The 19,671-nt window shown below is 65.4% G+C and carries 17 protein-coding genes, 1 pseudogene and 1 riboswitch; all 18 genes and pseudogenes read left to right on the plus strand.

The features are described 5' to 3' along the window. Nucleotides 1–126 precede the first annotated feature (126 nt). The gene (locus tag U5A82_RS18875; RefSeq protein WP_326292405.1) at nucleotides 127–1,323 is read left to right on the plus strand and encodes an aminotransferase; all 1,197 of its coding nucleotides are present in this window, start codon (nucleotides 127–129) and stop codon (nucleotides 1,321–1,323) included. A 30-nt stretch (nucleotides 1,324–1,353) separates the two neighbouring features. Further along, nucleotides 1,354–2,835 carry a DNA recombination protein RmuC gene (locus tag U5A82_RS18880; protein WP_326292406.1) on the plus strand — a complete coding sequence of 494 codons (1,482 nt, stop codon included), beginning with the start codon at nucleotides 1,354–1,356 and terminating at the stop codon, nucleotides 2,833–2,835. Nucleotides 2,836–2,896: 61 nt separating this feature from the next. Then, nucleotides 2,897–3,103, plus strand: a complete 207-nt coding sequence (locus tag U5A82_RS18885; RefSeq protein WP_326292407.1) for a hypothetical protein — start codon at nucleotides 2,897–2,899, stop codon at nucleotides 3,101–3,103. 253 nt (nucleotides 3,104–3,356) lie between these two features. Continuing rightward, complete coding sequence (locus tag U5A82_RS18890) at nucleotides 3,357–3,998, plus strand: nicotinate-nucleotide adenylyltransferase (RefSeq protein WP_326292408.1); 642 nt, start codon at nucleotides 3,357–3,359, stop codon at nucleotides 3,996–3,998. 63 nt (nucleotides 3,999–4,061) lie between these two features. After that, the gene (rsfS, locus tag U5A82_RS18895; protein ID WP_326292409.1) at nucleotides 4,062–4,466 is read left to right on the plus strand and encodes a ribosome silencing factor; all 405 of its coding nucleotides are present in this window, start codon (nucleotides 4,062–4,064) and stop codon (nucleotides 4,464–4,466) included. A gap of 148 nt (nucleotides 4,467–4,614) precedes the next feature. Continuing rightward, a complete protein-coding gene (locus tag U5A82_RS18900; RefSeq protein WP_326292410.1) occupies nucleotides 4,615–5,037 on the plus strand; it encodes a 23S rRNA (pseudouridine(1915)-N(3))-methyltransferase RlmH in 423 nt (140 codons plus the stop codon). A 51-nt stretch (nucleotides 5,038–5,088) separates the two neighbouring features. After that, nucleotides 5,089–6,323 (plus strand): annotated as a pseudogene (locus U5A82_RS18905) (murein hydrolase activator EnvC family protein). 103 nt (nucleotides 6,324–6,426) lie between these two features. Continuing rightward, nucleotides 6,427–7,779, plus strand: a complete 1,353-nt coding sequence (locus U5A82_RS18910; protein WP_326292411.1) for a S41 family peptidase — start codon at nucleotides 6,427–6,429, stop codon at nucleotides 7,777–7,779. A 71-nt stretch (nucleotides 7,780–7,850) separates the two neighbouring features. Then, the gene (locus tag U5A82_RS18915) at nucleotides 7,851–8,345 is read left to right on the plus strand and encodes a disulfide bond formation protein B (protein ID WP_326292412.1); all 495 of its coding nucleotides are present in this window, start codon (nucleotides 7,851–7,853) and stop codon (nucleotides 8,343–8,345) included. Next, nucleotides 8,342–8,896, plus strand: coding sequence for a demethoxyubiquinone hydroxylase family protein (locus U5A82_RS18920; protein ID WP_326292413.1), 555 nt, complete (start codon nucleotides 8,342–8,344; stop codon nucleotides 8,894–8,896). Before U5A82_RS18915 ends, U5A82_RS18920 begins: the two co-directional genes overlap by 4 nt. Before the next feature lie 13 nt (nucleotides 8,897–8,909). Further along, nucleotides 8,910–9,449, plus strand: coding sequence for a hypothetical protein (locus tag U5A82_RS18925; RefSeq protein ID WP_326292414.1), 540 nt, complete (start codon nucleotides 8,910–8,912; stop codon nucleotides 9,447–9,449). 85 nt (nucleotides 9,450–9,534) lie between these two features. Further along, the gene (locus U5A82_RS18930) at nucleotides 9,535–9,933 is read left to right on the plus strand and encodes a hypothetical protein (RefSeq protein WP_326292415.1); all 399 of its coding nucleotides are present in this window, start codon (nucleotides 9,535–9,537) and stop codon (nucleotides 9,931–9,933) included. A gap of 52 nt (nucleotides 9,934–9,985) precedes the next feature. Beyond that, nucleotides 9,986–10,124: riboswitch (yybP-ykoY riboswitch) on the plus strand. A 68-nt stretch (nucleotides 10,125–10,192) separates the two neighbouring features. Further along, the gene (locus U5A82_RS18935) at nucleotides 10,193–10,771 is read left to right on the plus strand and encodes a TMEM165/GDT1 family protein (protein ID WP_326293000.1); all 579 of its coding nucleotides are present in this window, start codon (nucleotides 10,193–10,195) and stop codon (nucleotides 10,769–10,771) included. A gap of 103 nt (nucleotides 10,772–10,874) precedes the next feature. Beyond that, nucleotides 10,875–11,804 carry a complex I NDUFA9 subunit family protein gene (locus U5A82_RS18940; protein ID WP_326292416.1) on the plus strand — a complete coding sequence of 310 codons (930 nt, stop codon included), beginning with the start codon at nucleotides 10,875–10,877 and terminating at the stop codon, nucleotides 11,802–11,804. A 106-nt stretch (nucleotides 11,805–11,910) separates the two neighbouring features. Then, a complete protein-coding gene (locus tag U5A82_RS18945) occupies nucleotides 11,911–12,720 on the plus strand; it encodes an undecaprenyl-diphosphate phosphatase (RefSeq protein ID WP_326292417.1) in 810 nt (269 codons plus the stop codon). A gap of 164 nt (nucleotides 12,721–12,884) precedes the next feature. Then, entirely contained in the window at nucleotides 12,885–14,330 is a 1,446-nt protein-coding gene (locus tag U5A82_RS18950) for an NAD(P)-dependent oxidoreductase (RefSeq protein ID WP_326292418.1), read from the plus strand. Further along, the gene (locus U5A82_RS18955) at nucleotides 14,330–15,046 is read left to right on the plus strand and encodes a DUF2059 domain-containing protein (protein ID WP_326293001.1); all 717 of its coding nucleotides are present in this window, start codon (nucleotides 14,330–14,332) and stop codon (nucleotides 15,044–15,046) included. The genes U5A82_RS18950 and U5A82_RS18955 overlap by 1 nt, the downstream gene beginning before the upstream one ends. An 87-nt stretch (nucleotides 15,047–15,133) precedes the next feature. Further along, complete coding sequence (gene gltB, locus U5A82_RS18960) at nucleotides 15,134–19,669, plus strand: glutamate synthase large subunit (RefSeq protein WP_326292419.1); 4,536 nt, start codon at nucleotides 15,134–15,136, stop codon at nucleotides 19,667–19,669. Nucleotides 19,670–19,671: the final 2 nt, after the last annotated feature.

The following is a 19,671-nucleotide window of genomic DNA, read 5'->3' on the forward strand; positions in this document are numbered from 1 at the left end:
CATGGCGACCCCGCCACCACTTGAAACAAAATGTCCTACTCCTGGTCTTTTCTATCGAAACCAGCGGGAAATATGCGAAGTTAAGCCGGGCTTTTCCTATTGCGCCGCCCCGCTATACCCTTGGCCATGACCGACACCCCCGCCCTGGGCCACCCCGTCTATCGGGACATGCCCACGACCATCTTCGAACATATGTCCGCTCGCGCACGGGAAACCGGCGCGATCAATCTGGGGCAGGGATTTCCCGAAGGCCCCGGTCCCCGCGACGTGCTCCAGGCGGCGGCCGACGCCCTGCTCGGCCAGTCCAGCCAATATCCGCCGATGCCCGGCCTGATGGAATTGCGCACGGCGGTGGCCGATCATTATGCCCGCCACCAGCAACTCGATCTCACACCGCAGGAGGTCATCGTCACCTCCGGCGCGACCGAGGCGCTGTCCGCCAGCCTGCTCGCGCTGGTCCGGCCCGGCGACGAAGTGCTGATGCTCGCTCCGCTCTACGACGCCTATCTACCGCTGGTGGAGCGCGCGGGCGGCGTGCCGAGGGTGGTGACGCTGACTCCGCCCGACTGGCGCGTGACCCGCGACGCGCTGGAGTCGGCGATCACGCCCCGCACCCGCATCCTGCTGATGAACAATCCGGTGAACCCCACCGGCATCGTCCTGCGCGACGACGAACTCGCCCTGCTCGCCAAACTGTGCGTCGCCCATGACATCATCGCCATCTGCGATGAGGTGTGGGAACAGACCGTCTATGACGACCGCCCGCACCGGCCGCTGATCGGCTTTCCGGGCATGCGCGACCGCACGGTCAAGATCGGCTCGGCGGGCAAGATCTTCTCCGTCACCGGCTGGAAGGTCGGCTGGATGTGCGCCGCCCCGCCCATCGCCACGCTGCTCGCCCGCGCGCATCAGTTCCTGACCTTCACCACCCCGCCCAACCTGCAATGGGCCGTGGCGAAAGGGCTTGGCTATCCCGACGCCTGGTTCGCCGACCAGCGCGCCGCCTATCAGGCCTCGCGCGATCGTCTGGCAGCGGGCCTGGCCGCTGCGGGCTACGCCGTCCAGCCAAGCGCGGCGACCTGGTTCCTCCTGATCGACCTGCCCGCCTCGGGCATCGCACTTGACGACGTCACGTTCTGCGAGCGGATCATCGAGGAAGTCGGCGTCGCGGCAATCCCGATATCGGCCTTCTACCCTGCGGCACCCGTCACGCATCTGGTGCGCCTCTGCTTCTCCAAGAGCGACGCGACATTGGACCGGGCGATCGCGCGGCTCGCCGCCTTTCGGCAAACAGAGGTTGCCGCCTCCGCCGACCCCGGCTAAGTTCCCCATTCGTTCTTATCGGGGTTTATCATGGACAGCCTGGCCGCTCTTTTCCTTCTCGTCGCGCTGTTGATCGGCCTAGCCGTCGGCTGGCTGCTCAAGGGCAAGACGCTCGGCCCCCTGATGGCAGAAAGGGCGGACCTGGCGGCGCGGCTGGACACCGCCGCCGCGCAACGCAACGGCGCGCTCGCTGAACTGGCGGTGGAAAAGGAGCGGGTCGCCAACGCCGCGACCCAGATCGCCCGGCTCGAAGCCGCGCAGATCGCCGCCGACCATCGGCTGGAGGCCGCGCAGGCCAGCGCGGCGCAACGCCTCGACACGATCCAGGCCGAACGCGAAGCCGCCCTGCGCGACCTCGCATCGCTCCGGTCCGACACGCAGGCGCGCACCCAGGCCTTCGAACAGCAGATCGCCGCGCTCAAGGACGCCAAGGAACAACTGTCCGCCCAGTTCAGCGAGATCGGCGGCAAGCTGCTCGAATCGGCCCAGACCCAGTTCCTCACCCGCGCCGACCAGCGTTTCGCCCAGGCCAGCGAAAAGAGCGAAGCGCAACTCAAGACCCTGCTCAATCCGGTCGAGACCACGCTCAAACGCTATGAGGAAGGGCTGGCCCGCGTCGAAAAGGACCGCGTCGGCAGCTATGCCGAATTGCGCGAAGCGGTGCAGCAGGTTCATCTGGGTCAGGGCCAGGTGCGCGAGGAAACCGCCAAGCTGGTCAACGCGCTGCGCGCCGCGCCCAAGACGCGCGGTCGCTGGGGCGAACAGCAGTTTAAGAATCTGATCGAAACCGCCGGCCTCTCCCCCTTCGTCGATTTTCAGGAGGAGGTTTCGGTCGCGGTCGAAGACGGCCGGATGCGCCCCGACTTCATCATCAACCTGCCGGGCGACCAGCAGATGGTGGTCGATGTCAAATGCTCGCTCGTCGCCTATCTGAACGCGGTCGATCAGGTCGATCCGGCTCTGCGCGACGCCCATATGCTCGACCATGCCCGCGCGATGCGCACCCATGCCGATGCCCTGGGGCGCAAGGCCTATTGGGAACAATTCACCAAAGCCCCCGACTTTGTCATCATGTATGTGCCCGGCGACAATTTCGTCACCGCCGCGCTGGAAGCGGACATGGACCTGTGGGAACGCGCGGCCAAGAACCGCGTCATTATCTGCGGCCCCGCCACCTTCCTGCCGCTCGCCCGTACGCTCGCGGGCCATTGGCGACAGGCCAAGATGCAGGAACAGGCGCAGCAGGTCGGCCAGCTTGGCAAGGAACTCTACGAACGGCTGGCCGTCGCCGCGACCCATTTGAAGCGCCTCGGCTCCGGCCTCAACAGCGCGGTGTCCAACTATAACAGCTTCATCGGCAGCTTCGAAACCCGTGTCCTGTCCACCGGCCGCAAGTTCCGCGACCTCGACATCGAAACCGGCGGGAAGGAGATCGATAGCGTCGAACCGCTCGACGTCCTCGCCCGCGAAGCCCAGACCGACGAGGCACGGGCGCTGCCGGCGGCGGAGTGAACAAAAGGAGGAACAAGCCCGGCTCCACCGCGTATCTTATCCATCAGCGACATCGGACAGGATGATCCGACATGGTCGCGAACTGGAGAGTGTCATGTGGAAATCCATCCTGTTCCGCCGTCCCCTGCGGCGGGACAAAGACGAAAAGACCGATAATCCGCCATCGCCAGCGGCCATGTCCGCACAGGCGAACCCCTTTGCGGACCTGATGGCGCAACTGGACAAGATTCCCTACCAACGGCGATGGAAACGCGCCTGCCATCCATGATCGGCATGGCGCGCCAGGTGGGCCGAACTGTCCTATCGAACGCGCGGATGCTACATCATATAGAGTGTATCCGTTGATAGGGCCAAACCTCATATAATGTCCTATTTCTGTTACTTCATGTCGCAATCGGCGGGAAATATGCGAAGTTAAGCGGACGATATCCTATTTTCCGGGCGTCATTCTCCGCCGCTTTCATCTCCCCAACCGCCCTCGCCCATTGCCGCTTCCGGCGCGCGCTGGCATGGCGGGACGCATGACATCAATCGGCCCTCGCATCGGCCTGCTCGGCGGCTCCTTCAATCCGGCGCATGGCGGCCATCGCGCCATATCCCTCTTCGCCAGGGAAGCACTCGACCTGGACGAAGTCTGGTGGCTGGTGTCGCCCGGCAATCCCTTGAAGCCTGCCAAGGGCATGGCGCCGCTCCCCACGCGCCTCGCCAAGGCACGGCAGGTCGCCCGCCGCGCGCCGATTCGCGCGACCGCGATCGAGCGGCGATTGGGCACGCGCTACACCGTCGACACCGTGCGCGCGCTCACCCGGCGCTATCCCAAAAACCGCTTCATCTGGTTGATGGGGGCGGACAATCTGGCGCAATTTGGCCAATGGAAGGACTGGCGCGGGATCGCGCGGCAAATGCCCATTGCCGTGATCGCCCGTCCAGGCTATGATCGAAGCGCTCGTGGCTCTGCGGCCATGAGCTGGCTGCGGCGCTTCGTCCGGTCCGCGCGCCAGAGTGCAGACTGGACGAATTGGAGACGACCGGCGCTCGTGCTATTGCGCTTTCGCCCTGATCCAAGATCGGCAACCCTGCTTCGGCAGGCGGACCCCCTCTGGCATCGCGAATATGAAGCAACGTGCGTGCGCGACCCGCTCACACGTCGGTTGGTCATATGACGCATGCTCGGGAAAGGACCGCCGCAGGCGGGTGGCCGACCCGGCAATGCGGCCACGGAAGAAATGATTGGAGTATGTTTGTCTAACCTCGCCCCTGCCAACGATACCGCGCCTGGCGCGCAATCCGTGGCCGCCCTGCACGCCCTCGTCATGCAGTCGCTCGACGACGACCAGGCGCAGGAAACCATCTCGATCCCCCTGGAAGGCAAGAGCAGCATCGCCGATTATATGGTGATCGCCAGCGGCCGTTCGTCGCGCCAGGTCGCGGCGATCGCGCAGCATCTGGCCGAGCGGATCAAGAAGGAAACGGGCCGTTCCGCCCGGGTCGAAGGGCTTCCGGTCGCCGACTGGGTGCTGATCGACGCCGGCGACGTGATCGTCCATCTGTTCAAGCCGGAAGTGCGCAGCTTCTACAATCTGGAACGGATGTGGGGCTTCGTGGACGCGCCGGTCGCGGGCAACGCCTGAAGACCTGCGTTTCCGTTCGGGCTGAGCGAAGTCGAAGCCCGTCACTGAGCGAAGTCGAAGTGACTTCGTTCCGCTCAGTTGAACCGAGGCGAGTGGCTCGGTTGAAGCCCGTCGACTTCACTCAGGGTGAACGGATCTGGATGTCGCCATGCTTCTCCACATCGTCGCGCGCGGCAAGATCGGACGCTCGCCCGAAGCCGAGCTGGTCGACCGCTACGTCAAGCGCCTGACCATGCCGCACAAGATCACCGAAATGCCCGATCGGGGCGGCAAGCTGCCCCCGGTCGCGCCCGGCACCGTTACGGTCATGCTGGACGAAAAGGGCAAGCAGCTCGGCTCGATGGACTTTGCCCGCCGGATCGAGGGTTGGCGCGACGCGGGCACCCGCGAATGCCGCTTCCTCATCGGCGCGGCGGACGGGTTCGATGACGCCGACCGGGCCGACGCGGACCTGCTGATCGCCTTCGGCGCAATGACCTGGCCCCATATGATGGCCCGCGCGATGCTCGCCGAACAATTGTGGCGGGCCTGCTCCATCCTCGCCAATCATCCCTATCACCGCGAAGGCTAGAACCGCACGGGTTTTACGCCTAGTCAAAGGCCATTACGGGCGGGACATCGGGTGAAGCGCAGCATCATCATCGCAGGCGGACTGGCGGGCCTTGTGGCCCTCGCCGCCACGCGCCTGCCCGCCGCCAATGATGCCGCGATCATCCTGTCCGGCACCGCCGGGACCACGCTGGCGCAGGAACAGCAGTCGCTCAAGGCCGCCCGCCGCCAGTCGGACGAGGCGCGCGATCGCTCCATCCGGCTGGAGCAGCAGGCCAGCGTCGCACGCGACGACGCCGAACAGGCGCGCCGCCGCGCCGCGGCCGTCGCCGCCCGCATCCAGCAGGCGGAGGCCGATATTCAGGCGGCCCAGGCCCGCATCGCCATCATCGCCCGGATGCAGCGCGCCCAGGCCGCCCGCCTCGCCCTCCGCCAGGAACCGGTCGTGCGCCTGACCGCCGCGCTCCAGATGATGGCCCGCCGCCCGCTCGCGCTCGCCCTGATCCAGCCCGGATCGGTCGCCGACGCCGTCCACATGCGCGCGGTGCTGGGCCAGGTGCTGCCGGTGATCCACCAGCGCACCGCCGGCCTGCGCCTGGAACTGGACCGCAGCCGCGCCCTGCGCGCGACCGCGCAGCAGGCGGCCGACGCCCTCGACCAGGCGCAGGCGGATCGCAGGGATCGGCAGACCGCGCTCGCTGCGCTGGAAGCGCAGAAGCGCGTCGCCGCCCGAGACCTCGGCAACAATGCGGGGCTGGAGAGCGACCGGGCGCTGGCGCTGGGGGAACGGGCGCGCGACATCGTCGACCTGATGGACCGGCTGGAACAGGCGGGCGACCTGCGCGATCGACTCGCGTCCCTGTCCGGCCCGCTCCTGCGCCCCGCCCGCCCCGACCAGGCCGGGGCCGCCGCGCCGGAACGGCAAGCCGCCGCCAACGGCCCGCCCCCTATCGCCTGCCCGTCATCGGTCAGCTCGTCACCGGCATGGGCGAAGTCAACGACGGCGGCGTGCGATCCCGTGGCCTGACGCTGGTGACGCAACCGGGCGCGCAGGCGATCGCGCCCACCGCCGGGCGGGTCGCCTTCGCCGGTCCCTATCGCGATTATGGCCAGATCCTCATCATCGACCATGGCCAGGGCTGGACCACGCTCATCACCGGCCTGCATCGCGTCACCGCCCAGGTCGGCGACAGCGTGCGGCAGGGCGATCCGGTCGGCATCACCGGCGCGGAACGGCCCGACATCACCGTCGAACTGCGCCGCAACGGCCGTCCCGTGGATATCGGACCGCTCGTCGGCATGAATTAACCCTACGCTCATCGATGCTACGCGACATTGGTCGAAGCGCGCTTTTGCGTTGGGCGACGAATCGGCGTATGTCAGGCTATCGATGCGGACTCCAAGGACACCCATGAAATCCACTTTCCTCCAGGGCGCGGTTGCGCTCGGGGCGCTTGCGCTCATCCCCGCCACCACTGCCGCGCTCGCCGACGGGGAAGCATCGAGCTACAAGGCGCTCGATGAATTTATGGACGTGTTCCAGAAGGTCCGCAGCGATTACGTCGAAAAGGTCGACGACGAAAAGCTTATCAAGGGCGCGATCGACGGCATGCTCGCCAGCCTCGATCCCCACAGCAGCTTCCTCGATGCGCGCGATTTCCAGAATCTGCGCACCCAGACGGAGGGCAGCTATGGCGGCCTCGGCCTTACCGTCACGCAGGAAGATGGCGCGGTCAAGGTGATCGCCCCCACGCAGGATACCCCGGCCTGGCGCGCGGGGATCAAGGCGGGCGACTATATCACCCATATTGACGGCCAGTTGATCTATGGCGGCACGCTGGACGAGGCGGTGGACAAGATGCGCGGTGCGCCGGGCTCCTCGCTCAAGCTGACCCTCGTGCGCGCGGGCCGCGACAAGCCGATCGAACTCACCCTCACGCGCGAGATCATCCAGCTCAAGCCCGTCAAATGGGAAGTGAAGAATAATATCGGCATCATCAACATCGTCAGCTTCTCGGCCAATACCGGGGCCGACGTGCGCCAGGCGATCCGCAGCATCGACAAGAGTCTGGGCCACAAGCCCACCGGCTATATCCTCGACCTGCGCTCCAACCCCGGCGGCCTGCTGGACGAAGCCGTGACCGTCAGCGACGCCTTCCTAGAGCGCGGCGAAATCGTGTCGCAGCGCGGCCGGGCGAAGGGCGACGTCGAACGCTATTATGCCAAGCCGGGCGACGACGCGAAGGGTCTGCCGGTGATCGTACTGGTCGACGCGGGCTCGGCTTCGGCATCGGAAATCGTCGCGGGCGCGCTGCAGGACCAGCATCGCGCGCTGGTGATGGGCGAACGCAGCTTCGGCAAGGGCAGCGTCCAGACCATGTTGCCGCTGTCCAACACCACCGCGCTCAAGCTTACGACCGCGCGCTACTACACACCCTCGGGCCGCAGCGTGCAGGAAGGCGGCATCCAGCCCGACATCCGCGTGCCGCAGCTGTCCGACCCCGATTACAAAAATCGCCCCAAATTCCGCGAAAGCGACCTGCGCCGTCACCTGATCAACGAGATCAAGACCGACGACAAGGCGCTGGAAGAGGATACGAAGGACGATCCGCGCTTCGCCCTGTCGGCCGAGGAGCTCAAGAAGAAGGGCGTCGAGGATTTCCAGCTCGACTATGCGCTCAGGACGATATCGCGCCTGGCGAGCACGCCCGCCGCGACCATCGCCCAGGCGCAGCCGGCAGCCCGAAAGCCGGGCGCGAAATAATCGGCCGCTTGCAGGGGAATCGCCCGCAAGTTCAGCATGACGAAAGCCAGGCGAGGGTTTAAGCGGGCAGTATGAACAGCCTGTCCCCGTCCCTCGCCAAGGCCCGCCTGCTGGCGCTGCTGACCCCTATGCTGTTGCTGGGTGGCGCTTACATATCGCAATATGTGGGCGGCCTGCATCCATGCGAAATGTGCTGGTGGCAACGCTATCCGCACATGGTGGCGATCCCGCTGGCGCTGATCGCCTATGCGGTGCGGGGCCGCGCCTGCGTCAGCGGCCTCTTCACCGGCTTTGCGGGGATCGGAGTCGGTATCAGCGGCCTCATCGGCCTGTTCCATGCCGGGGTCGAATATGGCTGGTGGGAAGGGCTGACCACCTGTTCCACGTCGCCGTCGGGCGGCAGCGGCGCGGACCTGCTGAACCAGATCATGGCGACCCCCCTCATCCGCTGCGATGTCGCGCCCTGGAACCTCCTGGGCATTTCGCTGGCGGGCTATAACGGCCTCTTGTCCAGCGCCGCCGCGCTCGCCATCTTGGCCCTGCTGCTGAAAGCGAGGAAAGCATGAGCGCGCCTGAGGATTTCCCCCGCCCCGGCAAGAGGCTGACGAACGCCGATCGCGCCTCCATGGTGCGCGTCGATCAGGCGGGCGAGTTCGGCGCGGTGCGTATCTATGCCGGGCAGCTTGCCGTCATCGGCGATCGCCACCCCTATGGCCGCTTGATCGCAGGCATGGCGGCGCAGGAGGAACGACACAGGGACGCGTTCGACGCGATGATCGCCCGGCGCGGTGTGCGCCCCACGATCCTGTCGCCCTTCTGGAACGCCGCCGGTTTCGCGCTGGGCGCCGTCACCGCCGCCATGGGGCCGAAGGTCGCCATGGCCTGCACCGCGGCCGTCGAAACCGAAATCGACAAACATTATGCCGACCAGTTGGCGCAATTGGGCGACGATGATCCGGAACTCTCCACCGCCATTGCGGATTTCCAGGCGGAGGAGGTCGAACATCGCGAAGCCGCCTTGGCCCATGGCGCGCAGCAGGCGCCCGCCTACCCCCTCTTGTCGGGCGTCATCCGTTTGGGATGCCGGGCCGCCATCGCGCTTTCCAAGCGCATCTGAAAAGGACGGACAGATGATGAAGATCCCGATGATAACAGCGCTGATGATGCTGGGCGCGTCCGTCCCCGCCCTGGCCCAGCAGGCTGCCGCCCCGACCGGCTCGACCAATCCGGCATCGGAAAAGGTCAATATCGTCATCGTCTATGGCGACGACGCCTGCCCGCAGAGCGCGGGCGACGATATCGTCGTCTGCGCGCGCAAGGGCGAGGAGGAACGCTATCGCATTCCCGAACCGCTGCGCGGCGATCCCAACATGCCCAGCAAGCAGGCCTGGGGCGAACGCGTCCGCTCGATGGAATATGTCGGACGGCAGGGCACGGAAAGCTGCTCGCCGGTCGGATCGGGCGGCGCGACGGGTTGTTTCGCCCAGTTGTCCCGTCTTGCGAAGGCGGAACGGCAGGCGCTCGACAATGCCAGCTGGAAGGATCTGGTCGAAGCCGAGCGCGCCAAGCGCCTGTCGACCATCGACGCCGACAGCGAAGCGATCGAGGCACGGGTGAAGGCGGAGGAAAAGGCCGCGCAGCAGCCCGCCCCTACACCGCCGCAGCGTTGACGGCTGCCGGGCGCCGGTGGCGTCTAGCTTGAACCGCCGGGCCTTGGGCAAACCGGCATCCGACAGGGGCATGAAGGACTTATCTATGCGACATGGCGTCGTGATCCCCCTGATCGGCCTGCTGCTGGTCCCGCTGCTTCCCTCCCCTGCACTTGCGCAGGCGGAGCCGCCGCCTGAACGCATCATCAACCTGCTGGTCTATGGCGACGATCCTTGCCCCCAGAGCAAGGGCGACGAAATCGTGGTGTGCGCCCGCAAGCCCGAATCGGAACGCTATCGCATTCCCAAGAAGCTGCGCGAAAAGCCTGCCGTGTCGGGCGGCCCCGGCTGGGGCAGCCAGGTCGCGACGATGGAAGAAACGCAACGTAACGCCACCCCGATGGGCTGCTCGGCGATCGGCGGCGCAAATACGGGCTGCTTCGCGCAGATGATGGCGCGATGGTTCGCCGAACGACGCATGCAGGAAAGCAAGGGCGAGCCTTAAGCCCGACCCAGATGAGCCATGCTTGCCATCCGTCACGACCGTCGGTAAGGCTCGGCTCGTCATCTGGGGAGTAGCCAGCCGTTCCGCTTGCAGGAACGGGCCATGCGTCAACATATTCGACCGAGAGGTCGTGGCGTATGGGGAGCGGCCAAAAGGCCGCATCGCGCGAGACCAATGGCATCGGCGCTTTTCTGTCCGGCCGGGCGGGAAGCGACGGTGGCATTGCGTCTGTTTACCCCGCCCGGCCCCGGAACAGATGATGGAAGCTCTCTTCACCTCCACAGCACTGGTCGCGCTCGCCGAAATGGGCGACAAGACGCAATTGCTGGCCATGCTGCTCGCCACCCGCTTTCGCAAGCCGGTTCCGATCATCTTGGGCATTTTCGCGGCCACGGTCGCCAATCATTTCCTCGCCGCGCTGGTCGGCCATTCGATCGCGGGCGTCCTGACCCAGCCCTGGTTCCGCTACGCCGTCGCCGCCTCCTTCATCGCGATGGCCGCATGGACGCTGATCCCCGACACCTTCGATGAAGATGCACCGCTCAAGGCCCCGTCCAAGGCGGGCGTGTTCGTGACCACCCTGGTCGCCTTCTTCTTGGTCGAGATGGGCGACAAGACGCAGGTCGCCACCGTGGCGCTGGGCGCGCGTTTCGACAATCTGATCGCCGTCACCATGGGCACGACGCTCGGCATGATGATCGCCAACGTGCCCGCCGTGCTGTTCGGCGAAGCGCTGGCGAAGAAGGTGCCGATGCGCGCGCTTCAGGTCGGCGCCGCCCTGCTGTTCCTGGGTCTGGGCCTGTGGATGCTGGCCGACCTCCAGGGCTGGCTGGGCTAAAAAAGGAGCGTCGCCGCGTGGCGGGCGGTTGTCAGCGCGCGACGGCTGTTGCAAGGGGATAGGCGGAGTCATTCCCCTTATTGTTGGACATGGGACGCACGTGATGAAGGATAGTCTGGTAACGATCTTCGGCGGCGGCGGCTTTCTGGGCCGTCAGGTCGCCCAGGCGCTGATGGCGCGGGGCGCGCGCGTGCGGATCGCGCAGCGTGATCTGGCCACGGCGGTCAGGGTGAAGTCGCTCGGCAATCTGGGCCAGACGCAGTTCGTCGCGGCCGACATCCGCAAGCCAGACAGCGTCGCGCGCGCGATTCACGGCAGCGACATCGTCATCAATCTGGTCGGCATCCTGTCCGGCGATTTCGACAGCTTCCACCGCGACGGCGCCGCCAACGTCGCCAAGGCTGCGGCGAGCGTGGGCGTGACCGCACTGGTGCATATCTCGGCGATCGGCGCCGATGCGCAAAGCCCGTCGGCCTATGGCCGGTCCAAGGCTGCGGGCGAAGCCGCGGTCAAGGCCGCCTTCCCGACGGCAACCATCATTCGTCCCTCGATCGTCTTCGGCCAGGAGGATCAGTTCCTCAACCGTTTCGCCCAGATCATCGGTTCGGCCGCCCCCGTAATCCCGGTGATCGGCGCGGCGACGAAGTTCCAGCCCGTCTATGTCGCCGACGTGGCGCAGGCGATCGCCAACGCCGCGCAGCAGCCCGGCATCCATGGCGGCAAGACCTATGAACTGGCGGGTCCGCAAGTCCTGAGCATGAAGGACATCAACGCCTGGATCGCCAAGGCGATCGGCCGCGACAAGCCGATCATCGAAGTTCCCCACGGCCTCGCCTCCCTGCTGGCGATGCTGCCGGGTGCGCCGATCACCCGCGACCAGCTCGCCATGCTGGGTCGCGACAATGTCGCTGCGCCCGGTTCGGAAGGGTTGCAGGCGCTGGGCGTCGCCGCGACGCCGCTGGGCGCGGTCGCGGACAAGTGGATGGTCCGCTATCGCCGCCACGGCCGTTTCGCCGGTCGCGCGAGCGCCTGAGCGATATGCATAGACAGGCGGGGGATCGTGACACGTTGCCCCGCCCTTCTGCCTCCTCCCCGCATCCGGGGAGGATTTTTTATGCCAAGCCATTAGGGACAAGCCCATGGACCTGCATTATCTGACCGTCATCCTGCTGGGCATTGTGGAGGGGCTGACTGAGTTCCTGCCCGTGTCTTCGACCGGGCATCTCATCCTGGCGAGCGAGTTGCTCGGCTATGATTCGGCGACCTGGGCGATGTTCAACGTCGTCATCCAGTTGGGCGCCATCCTGGCAGTGGTCGTGCTGTACTGGCGTACCTTCTGGGCGGTCGGCATGGGACTGTTGCGGCGCGAACCGGTGAGTTGGCGCTTCCTGCGCAACCTCGTCATCGCCTTCATCCCTGCAGCCGTCATCGGCCTCGCCCTCCACGACTATGTCGAGATACTGCTGGGCGCGCCGCAGGTCGTCGCCTGGGCGCTGATCGTGGGCGGCATCGCGATTCTGGTCGTGGAGCGGGCGATCAAGGAACAGCGGTTCCATGGCATTGCGAACATCCCAGTCGTGCGCGTGATCGGCATCGGCCTTATCCAATGCATGGCCATGATCCCGGGCGTCAGCCGCTCGGGCGCGACCATCATGGGCGCGCTGAGCCTAGGCGTGGAACGGCGTACGGCTGCGGAGTTCAGCTTCTTCCTAGCTATCCCGACCATGTTGGGCGCGACCACATTGGAACTGCTCAAGAAGGGCGATCAGATCACCAGCGCGGCGGTCGGCTGGGACAGCATCGCGCTCGGCTTCATCATGTCCTTCATCGTCGCGCTGCTGGTCATCAAATGGTTCGTCGGGCTGGTGTCGAAACATGGCTTCGCGCCATTCGCATGGTACCGAATTGTTGCAGGGACAGCAACGTTGATCTGGCTTGCGGCAAGATAGGTCCGACTCGGTCATAATATCGTCTCGATTTTTGCGATCAGTTCGCAACTAGGCACGCAAAGGGCTTTTATTTAGTAAGCTATGCTGACCTAAATGTCAGAATCCACGTGACTGCGTGGTTTTTTATGCTATGCGCGCATCTGCAACAGACTCAGAGGCGATCCATGGCTGACAATCCGATGCTGAAATTCGTGGGCAAGGCACAATCCTACCCTGAAAAGCGCGCAGCCGACGACCGCGCCGACGATTTCCTGGAAATCAGCCGCAGCTTCATCTTGGACAAGGCGGAGGAACAGGCGTCGCGCTGCTCGCAATGTGGCGTGCCCTATTGCTCGACCCATTGCCCGCTGCATAACCACATTCCCGACTGGTTGCGCCTGACCGCCGAAGGCCGCCTGCGCGAAGCCTATGAGCTGTCGAACCTGACCAGCACCATGCCCGAAATCTGCGGCCGCATCTGCCCGCAGGACCGCCTGTGCGAGGGCAATTGCGTCATCGAATTTTCCGGTCATGGCGCCGTCACCATCGGCAGCGTCGAAAAATACATCACCGACACCGCCTGGAAGGAAGGCTGGGTCGAACCGCTGGTCCCCGGCGCGGCGCGCGGCCAGTCGGTCGGCGTGATCGGCGCAGGGCCAGCCGGCCTTACCACGGCGGAATATCTGCGCGTGGCGGGCTATGAGGTCCATATCTATGACCGGCACGACCGCGCGGGCGGCCTGCTGACCTATGGCATCCCCGGCTTCAAGCTGGAGAAGGACGTGGTCATGCGCCGCGTCCAGCGCCTAAAGGATGGCGGCATCATCTTCCATGACAGCTTCGAGATCGGCCGCGACGCGACGCTGGAACAGCTGCGCGCCAAGCATGACGCGATCCTGATCGCCACGGGCGTCTACAAACCCCGCGACATCAAGGCGCCGGGCGTCGGCGCGGCCGGCGTGGTCAAGGCGCTCGATTACCTCACCGCGTCGAATAAGGCGGGCTTCGGCGACGCGGTGCCCGAACATGAAGACGGCACGCTGCTGGCGACGGGCAAGAATGTCGTCGTCATCGGCGGCGGCGACACGGCGATGGACTGCGTCCGTACCGCGATCCGCCAGGGTGCCAAGTCGGTGAAGTGCCTCTACCGCCGCGACCGGGAAAATATGCCCGGATCGCAGCGCGAAGTCGCCAATGCCGAAGAAGAAGGCGTGGAGTTCGTCTGGCTGACCGCGCCGATCGCGTTCGAAGGCACAAGCCAAGTCACCGGCGTCAAGGTCACCAAGATGCGCCTCGGCCAGCCCGACGCATCGGGCCGCCGCGCGCCCGAACCCGATCCGGGCAGCGAACATACGCTGGACGCCGATCTGGTCATCAAGGCGCTGGGCTACGACCCGGAGGAACTGCCCCGGCTGTTCGGCAGCGAAGACCTGTCGGTCACTCGCTGGGGCACGCTGCGCGTCGATCACAAGACGATGATGACCAGCGTGGACGGCGTGTTCGCGGCAGGCGACATCGTGCGCGGCGCATCGCTGGTCGTCTGGGCGATCCGCGACGGCCGCGACGTAACCGACCATATGCACCGCTATCTGAAGGCGAAAGCCAAGGCGGGCGAAAGGGTCGCGGCATGATGCGCCTCGCCTTTCTTGCCGCGCCCCTGCTCCTGCTCGCTTCGCCGGTCGCGGCGCAGCCTCAAGCACCTGTCGCGACGCCCCAATCTGTCGATCCGGCGCTGCTGGCCAAGGCCAAGCCGATCGCCGCCATCATGCTCCCCAACGGCACCATGGAAAAGATGATGGGGCCGATGATGCAGAAGATGATGGGTCCGATGATGGACAGCATGACCAAGATGCCGATCCGCGAGTTCCTGAAAGTCGGCGGCCTCGACCCGGAACAGGCGGACAAGCTGGGCGAAGGGACGATCGAGGAGATGATGGCGATCATCGATCCGAATTTCCGCAAGCGGATGGATGTGATCGTCAACAGCATGATGCCCGCGATCGGCCGCTTCATGGGACGCTATGAACCTGACATGCGCGAAGGCATGGCTGAGGCCTTCGCCTACCGCTACAACGCCGCCGAACTGGACCAGATCACGGCGTTCCTGAAGACGCCCGTCGGCGCCAAATTCGGCGCCGGCTTCATGGAGTTGGCCACCGATCCGCATTATATCGGCCGCTTGCAGAAGGTGATGCCGGAAATGATGCGGGCCATGCCGGACATCATGAAATCGTCTGCGGCCGAACTGGAAAAGCTGCCCAAGCCGCGCACCTACAACGACCTGACCAAGGCTGAACGCGACCGCCTTACCGCCTTGCTTGGCGCGGACGCCAAGAAGGCCAACTGACGATCGACGTCGGCGATTGCCGACACCAACGGAATGATAGCGGCCGTGCCCCGATAGACGGACGGCCAGATGCAAGGGTAAGTCATCATGACCGACACCAATTTCATGGCCAGCCCCGAAGAACGCGCACGGATCGCGGCCGAGGGCATGTATCACCCCGACCTGGAAGGCGACGCCTGTGGCGTGGGCCTGGTCGCCGCTACCGATGGCCGCCCCAGCCGCCGCGTGGTCGCCAGCGCGATCGATGCGCTGAAAGCCGTGTGGCATCGCGGCGCGGTGGACGCCGATGGCAAGACCGGCGACGGCGCGGGCATCCATGTCGACCTGCCGGTGCGCTTCTTCGACGATGCGATCGCGGACTCCGGCCACAAGCCGCTGCCCAACCGCCTGGCTGTCGGCATGATCTTCCTGCCGCGCACGGACCTGTCCGCGCAGGAAACCTGCCGCACCATTGTCGAATCCGAAATCATCGACGCGGGCTATACCATCTATGGCTGGCGCCAGGTGCCGGTCGATGTGTCGGTCATCGGCGAAAAGGCGCAGCGCACCCGCCCCGAAATCGAGCAGATCATGATCGCCGGCCCGATGCCGGAAGAACGTGACGTCGCCGAATTCGAAAAGGATCTCTACCTCATCCGTCGCCGGATCGAGAAGAAGGTCATCGCCGCGCAGATCCAGGATTTCTACATCTGTTCGCTGTCCTGCCGCTCGATCATCTACAAGGGGCTGTTCCTGGCCGAATCGCTGTCGGTCTTCTTCCCCGACCTGCAGGACGAGCGGTTCGAAAGCCGCGTCGCGATCTTTCACCAGCGCTATTCGACCAACACCTTCCCGCAATGGTGGCTGGCCCAGCCGTTCCGCACCCTCGCCCATAATGGCGAGATCAACACGATCCGCGGCAACAAGAACTGGATGAAGAGCCACGAGATCAAGATGGCGAGCCTCGCCTTTGGCGAGCAGTCGGAGGATATCAAGCCGGTCATCCCGGCCGGCGCGTCCGACACCGCCGCGCTCGACGCCGTGTTCGAAGCGATCTGCCGCTCAGGCCGCGACGCGCCGACCGCCAAGCTGATGCTTGTCCCCGAAGCCTGGCAGTCGCAAAGCGCCGACCTGCCCAAGGCGCATGCCGACATGTACGACTATCTCGCCTCCGTCATGGAGCCGTGGGACGGGCCAGCCGCGCTCGCCATGACCGACGGTCGCTGGGTCGTGGCCGGCGTCGATCGTAACGCGTTGCGCCCGCTGCGCTACACGCTGACCGGCGACAATCTGCTGATCGTGGGATCGGAAACCGGCATGGTCGTCGTGCCCGAAACCACCATCGTCAAAAAGGGCCGCATGGGTCCGGGCCAAATGATCGCCGTCGACCTGCTGGAAGGCGAAATCTACGACGATCGCGCGATCAAGGATCGGATCTCGGGCGAACGCCCCTATGGCGAACTGATCAAGGACTTCCTTGCCGTCGATGATCTGGCCGATGCGCCGACCGCGCTGCCGGGCTGGGACAAGGCCGAACTGACCCGCCGCCAGGTCGCCGCCAACCTGACGCTGGAGGATCTGGAATTGATCCTCTCGCCCATGGTTGAGGACGCCAAGGAAGCCATCGGGTCGATGGGCGACGATACGCCGCTGGCCGTCATTTCGGACAAGCCGCGCACGATCAGCCATTTCTTCCGCCAGAATTTCAGCCAGGTCACCAACCCGCCAATCGATCCCTTGCGCGAACGGCATGTGATGAGCCTGAAGACGCGCTTCTCCAACCTCCACAACATCCTGGAGGAAGGCGCGCAGAACAGCCATGTGCTGGTGCTGGAATCGCCGGTGGTGACTAGCGCCGAATGGGCGCGGCTGAAAGCCTATTTCGGCCCGGCCGTGGCCGAGATCGACTGCACCTTCCCCGCCAGCGGCGGACAGGAGCAGTTGCGCGCCGCCATTTCCCGCATCCGTGAGGAAGCCGAGCAGGCGGTGCGCGAAGGCCGCACCGAAATCTTCCTGACGGACGAGGGTGTGAGCGCAGACCGCGCCGCGATCGCAGGCGTGCTCGCGGCAGCCGCCGTGCATACGCATCTGGTCCGCAAGGGGCTGCGCAGCTACGCGTCGATCAACGTGCGGTCGTCCGAAGCGCTCGACACCCATTATTTCGCGGTGCTGATCGGCGTGGGCGCCACCACGGTGAACGCCTATCTGGCCGAAGCCAGCATCGCCGATCGTCACAGTCGTGGCCTGTTCGGCGACCTGTCGCTCGACGCCTGTTTCGAACGCTATCGCACGGCGATCAACGAAGGCCTGCTCAAGATCATGTCCAAAATGGGCATTGCGGTCATCAGCAGCTATCGCGGCGGCTATAATTTCGAAGCGGTCGGCCTGTCGCGCGCGCTCGTGAACGATCTCTTCCCGGGCATGCCCGCGAAGATTTCGGGCGAAGGCTATGCCTCGCTCCACTACAGCGCGATGCTGCGCCATGAAAAGGCGTTCGACGCAGCGGCGGTGCGCCTGCCCATCGGCGGCTTCTACCGCCAGCGGCAGGGGGGCGAGAGCCATGCCTATTCCGCGCAGCTGATGCATCTGTTGCAGACCGCGGTCGCGACCGACAGCTATTCGACCTATCTGCAATTCTCCCGCGGCGTGCGCGACCTGCCGCCGGTCTATCTGCGCGACCTGATGGAGTTCAACTTCGCCCGCGAAGCGGTGCCCATCGACGAGGTCGAAGCGACCACCGAAATCCGCAAGCGCTTCGTGACGCCCGGCATGTCGCTGGGCGCGCTCAGCCCCGAAGCGCATGAAACGCTGGCGATTGCGATGAACCGCATCGGCGCGAAGGCGGTGTCGGGCGAAGGCGGCGAGGATGCGAACCGCTTCAAACCCTATGACAATGGCGACAACGCCAATTCGGTCATCAAGCAGATCGCGTCCGGCCGCTTCGGCGTCCACGCCGAATATCTGGCGTCGGCCGAGGAGATCGAGATCAAGGTGGCCCAGGGCGCCAAGCCTGGCGAAGGCGGCCAATTGCCCGGCTTCAAGGTCACGGAATTCATCGCCAAGCTGCGGCATTCGACGCCCGGCGTGACGCTCATCTCGCCGCCGCCGCATCACGACATCTATTCGATCGAGGATCTGGCGCAGCTCATCTACGACTGCAAGATGATCAACCCGCGCGCCAAGGTGTGCGTGAAGCTGGTCAGCCAGGCGGGTATAGGCACGGTCGCGGCGGGCGTGGCGAAGGCGCATGCCGACGTCATCCTGGTCGCGGGCCATGTCGGCGGCACCGGCGCATCGCCCCAGACCAGCATCAAATATGCCGGTACGCCCTGGGAAATGGGCCTGTCCGAAACCAATCAGGTGCTGACCCTGAACGGCCTGCGCCATCGCGTGAAGCTGCGCACCGACGGCGGCCTCAAGACCGGGCGCGACATCGTGATCGCCGCGATCCTGGGCGCGGAGGAATATGGCATCGGCACGCTTTCGCTGGTCGCCATGGGCTGCATCATGGTGCGCCAGTGCCACAGCAACACCTGCCCGGTGGGCGTGTGCGTACAGGACGAAGCCCTGCGCCAGAAGTTCACAGGCACGCCGGAAAAGGTCATCAACCTGATGACCTTCATCGCCGAGGAAGTGCGCGAAGTCCTCGCCCGGCTGGGCTTCCGCAGCCTGGACGAGGTGATCGGGCGGACCGAACTGCTCAAGCAGGTCAATCGCGGCGCGGAGCATCTGGACGATCTCGACCTCAACCCCATCCTGGCGAAGGTGGACGCCCCCGACGACCAGCGCCGCTTCAGCCTGGAGGGCCGCAATCAGGTGCCCGACAGCCTGGACGCGCAGATGATGAAGGACGCGCGCGCCGTGTTCGAGCGGGGCGAAAAGATGCAGCTGACCTATACGGTGCGCAACACGCATCGCGCGGTCGGCACCCGCCTGTCGTCGGCCGTCACCGACAAGTTCGGCATGTCGACGCTGGCCGACGGGCATCTGACCGTGCGCCTGCGCGGGTCCGCCGGGCAATCGCTGGGCGCCTTCCTCTGCAAGGGCATCACGCTCGAAGTGTTCGGCGACGCCAACGACTATGTCGGCAAGGGGCTGTCGGGCGGCATCATCAAGGTGCGCACCACCGTGTCCTCGCCCCTATCTTCCAAGGACAATACCATCCTGGGCAACACCGTCCTCTATGGTGCGACCAGCGGCAAGCTGTTCGCAGCGGGTCAGGCGGGCGAGCGCTTCGCGGTCCGCAATTCGGGTGCGCAGGTCGTGGTCGAAGGCTGCGGTGCGAACGGGTGCGAATATATGACCGGTGGAACGGCGGTGATCCTGGGCAAGACCGGCGCGAATTTCGGCGCGGGTATGACTGGGGGCATGGCCTTCATCCTGGACGAGGATGGGAGCTTCCCGTCACAGGCGAACCCGGAAGGCATCATCTGGCAGCGGCTGGACAGCGTTCACTGGGAAGCACAGGTCAAGGCGCTGATCGCCGAACATGCGGTGGCGACCGACAGCAAATGGTCCAACACCATCCTGGACGATTGGGATCGCTGGCGCCGCTATATCTGGCAGGTTTGCCCCAAGGAGATGATCAACCGTCTCCCGCATCCGCTCAGCGATGCGCCGGCGGAAACCGTCGCCGCCGAATAGGG

Origin of the sequence: Sphingobium sp. CR2-8 (assembly GCF_035818615.1) — a bacterium.
Classification (GTDB): domain Bacteria; phylum Pseudomonadota; class Alphaproteobacteria; order Sphingomonadales; family Sphingomonadaceae; genus Sphingobium.

Coding starts and splice junctions, on each gene's coding strand:
- U5A82_RS18875 (WP_326292405.1), top strand. CDS start 127: ATGACCGACACCCCCGCCCTGGGCCACCCCGTCTATCGGGACATGCCC.
- U5A82_RS18880 (WP_326292406.1), top strand. CDS start 1,354: ATGGACAGCCTGGCCGCTCTTTTCCTTCTCGTCGCGCTGTTGATCGGC.
- U5A82_RS18885 (WP_326292407.1), top strand. CDS start 2,897: ATGATCCGACATGGTCGCGAACTGGAGAGTGTCATGTGGAAATCCATC.
- U5A82_RS18890 (WP_326292408.1), top strand. CDS start 3,357: ATGACATCAATCGGCCCTCGCATCGGCCTGCTCGGCGGCTCCTTCAAT.
- rsfS (WP_326292409.1), top strand. CDS start 4,062: ATGATTGGAGTATGTTTGTCTAACCTCGCCCCTGCCAACGATACCGCG.
- U5A82_RS18900 (WP_326292410.1), top strand. CDS start 4,615: ATGCTTCTCCACATCGTCGCGCGCGGCAAGATCGGACGCTCGCCCGAA.
- U5A82_RS18910 (WP_326292411.1), top strand. CDS start 6,427: ATGAAATCCACTTTCCTCCAGGGCGCGGTTGCGCTCGGGGCGCTTGCG.
- U5A82_RS18915 (WP_326292412.1), top strand. CDS start 7,851: ATGAACAGCCTGTCCCCGTCCCTCGCCAAGGCCCGCCTGCTGGCGCTG.
- U5A82_RS18920 (WP_326292413.1), top strand. CDS start 8,342: ATGAGCGCGCCTGAGGATTTCCCCCGCCCCGGCAAGAGGCTGACGAAC.
- U5A82_RS18925 (WP_326292414.1), top strand. CDS start 8,910: ATGATGAAGATCCCGATGATAACAGCGCTGATGATGCTGGGCGCGTCC.
- U5A82_RS18930 (WP_326292415.1), top strand. CDS start 9,535: ATGCGACATGGCGTCGTGATCCCCCTGATCGGCCTGCTGCTGGTCCCG.
- U5A82_RS18935 (WP_326293000.1), top strand. CDS start 10,193: ATGGAAGCTCTCTTCACCTCCACAGCACTGGTCGCGCTCGCCGAAATG.
- U5A82_RS18940 (WP_326292416.1), top strand. CDS start 10,875: ATGAAGGATAGTCTGGTAACGATCTTCGGCGGCGGCGGCTTTCTGGGC.
- U5A82_RS18945 (WP_326292417.1), top strand. CDS start 11,911: ATGGACCTGCATTATCTGACCGTCATCCTGCTGGGCATTGTGGAGGGG.
- U5A82_RS18950 (WP_326292418.1), top strand. CDS start 12,885: ATGGCTGACAATCCGATGCTGAAATTCGTGGGCAAGGCACAATCCTAC.
- U5A82_RS18955 (WP_326293001.1), top strand. CDS start 14,330: ATGCGCCTCGCCTTTCTTGCCGCGCCCCTGCTCCTGCTCGCTTCGCCG.
- gltB (WP_326292419.1), top strand. CDS start 15,134: ATGACCGACACCAATTTCATGGCCAGCCCCGAAGAACGCGCACGGATC.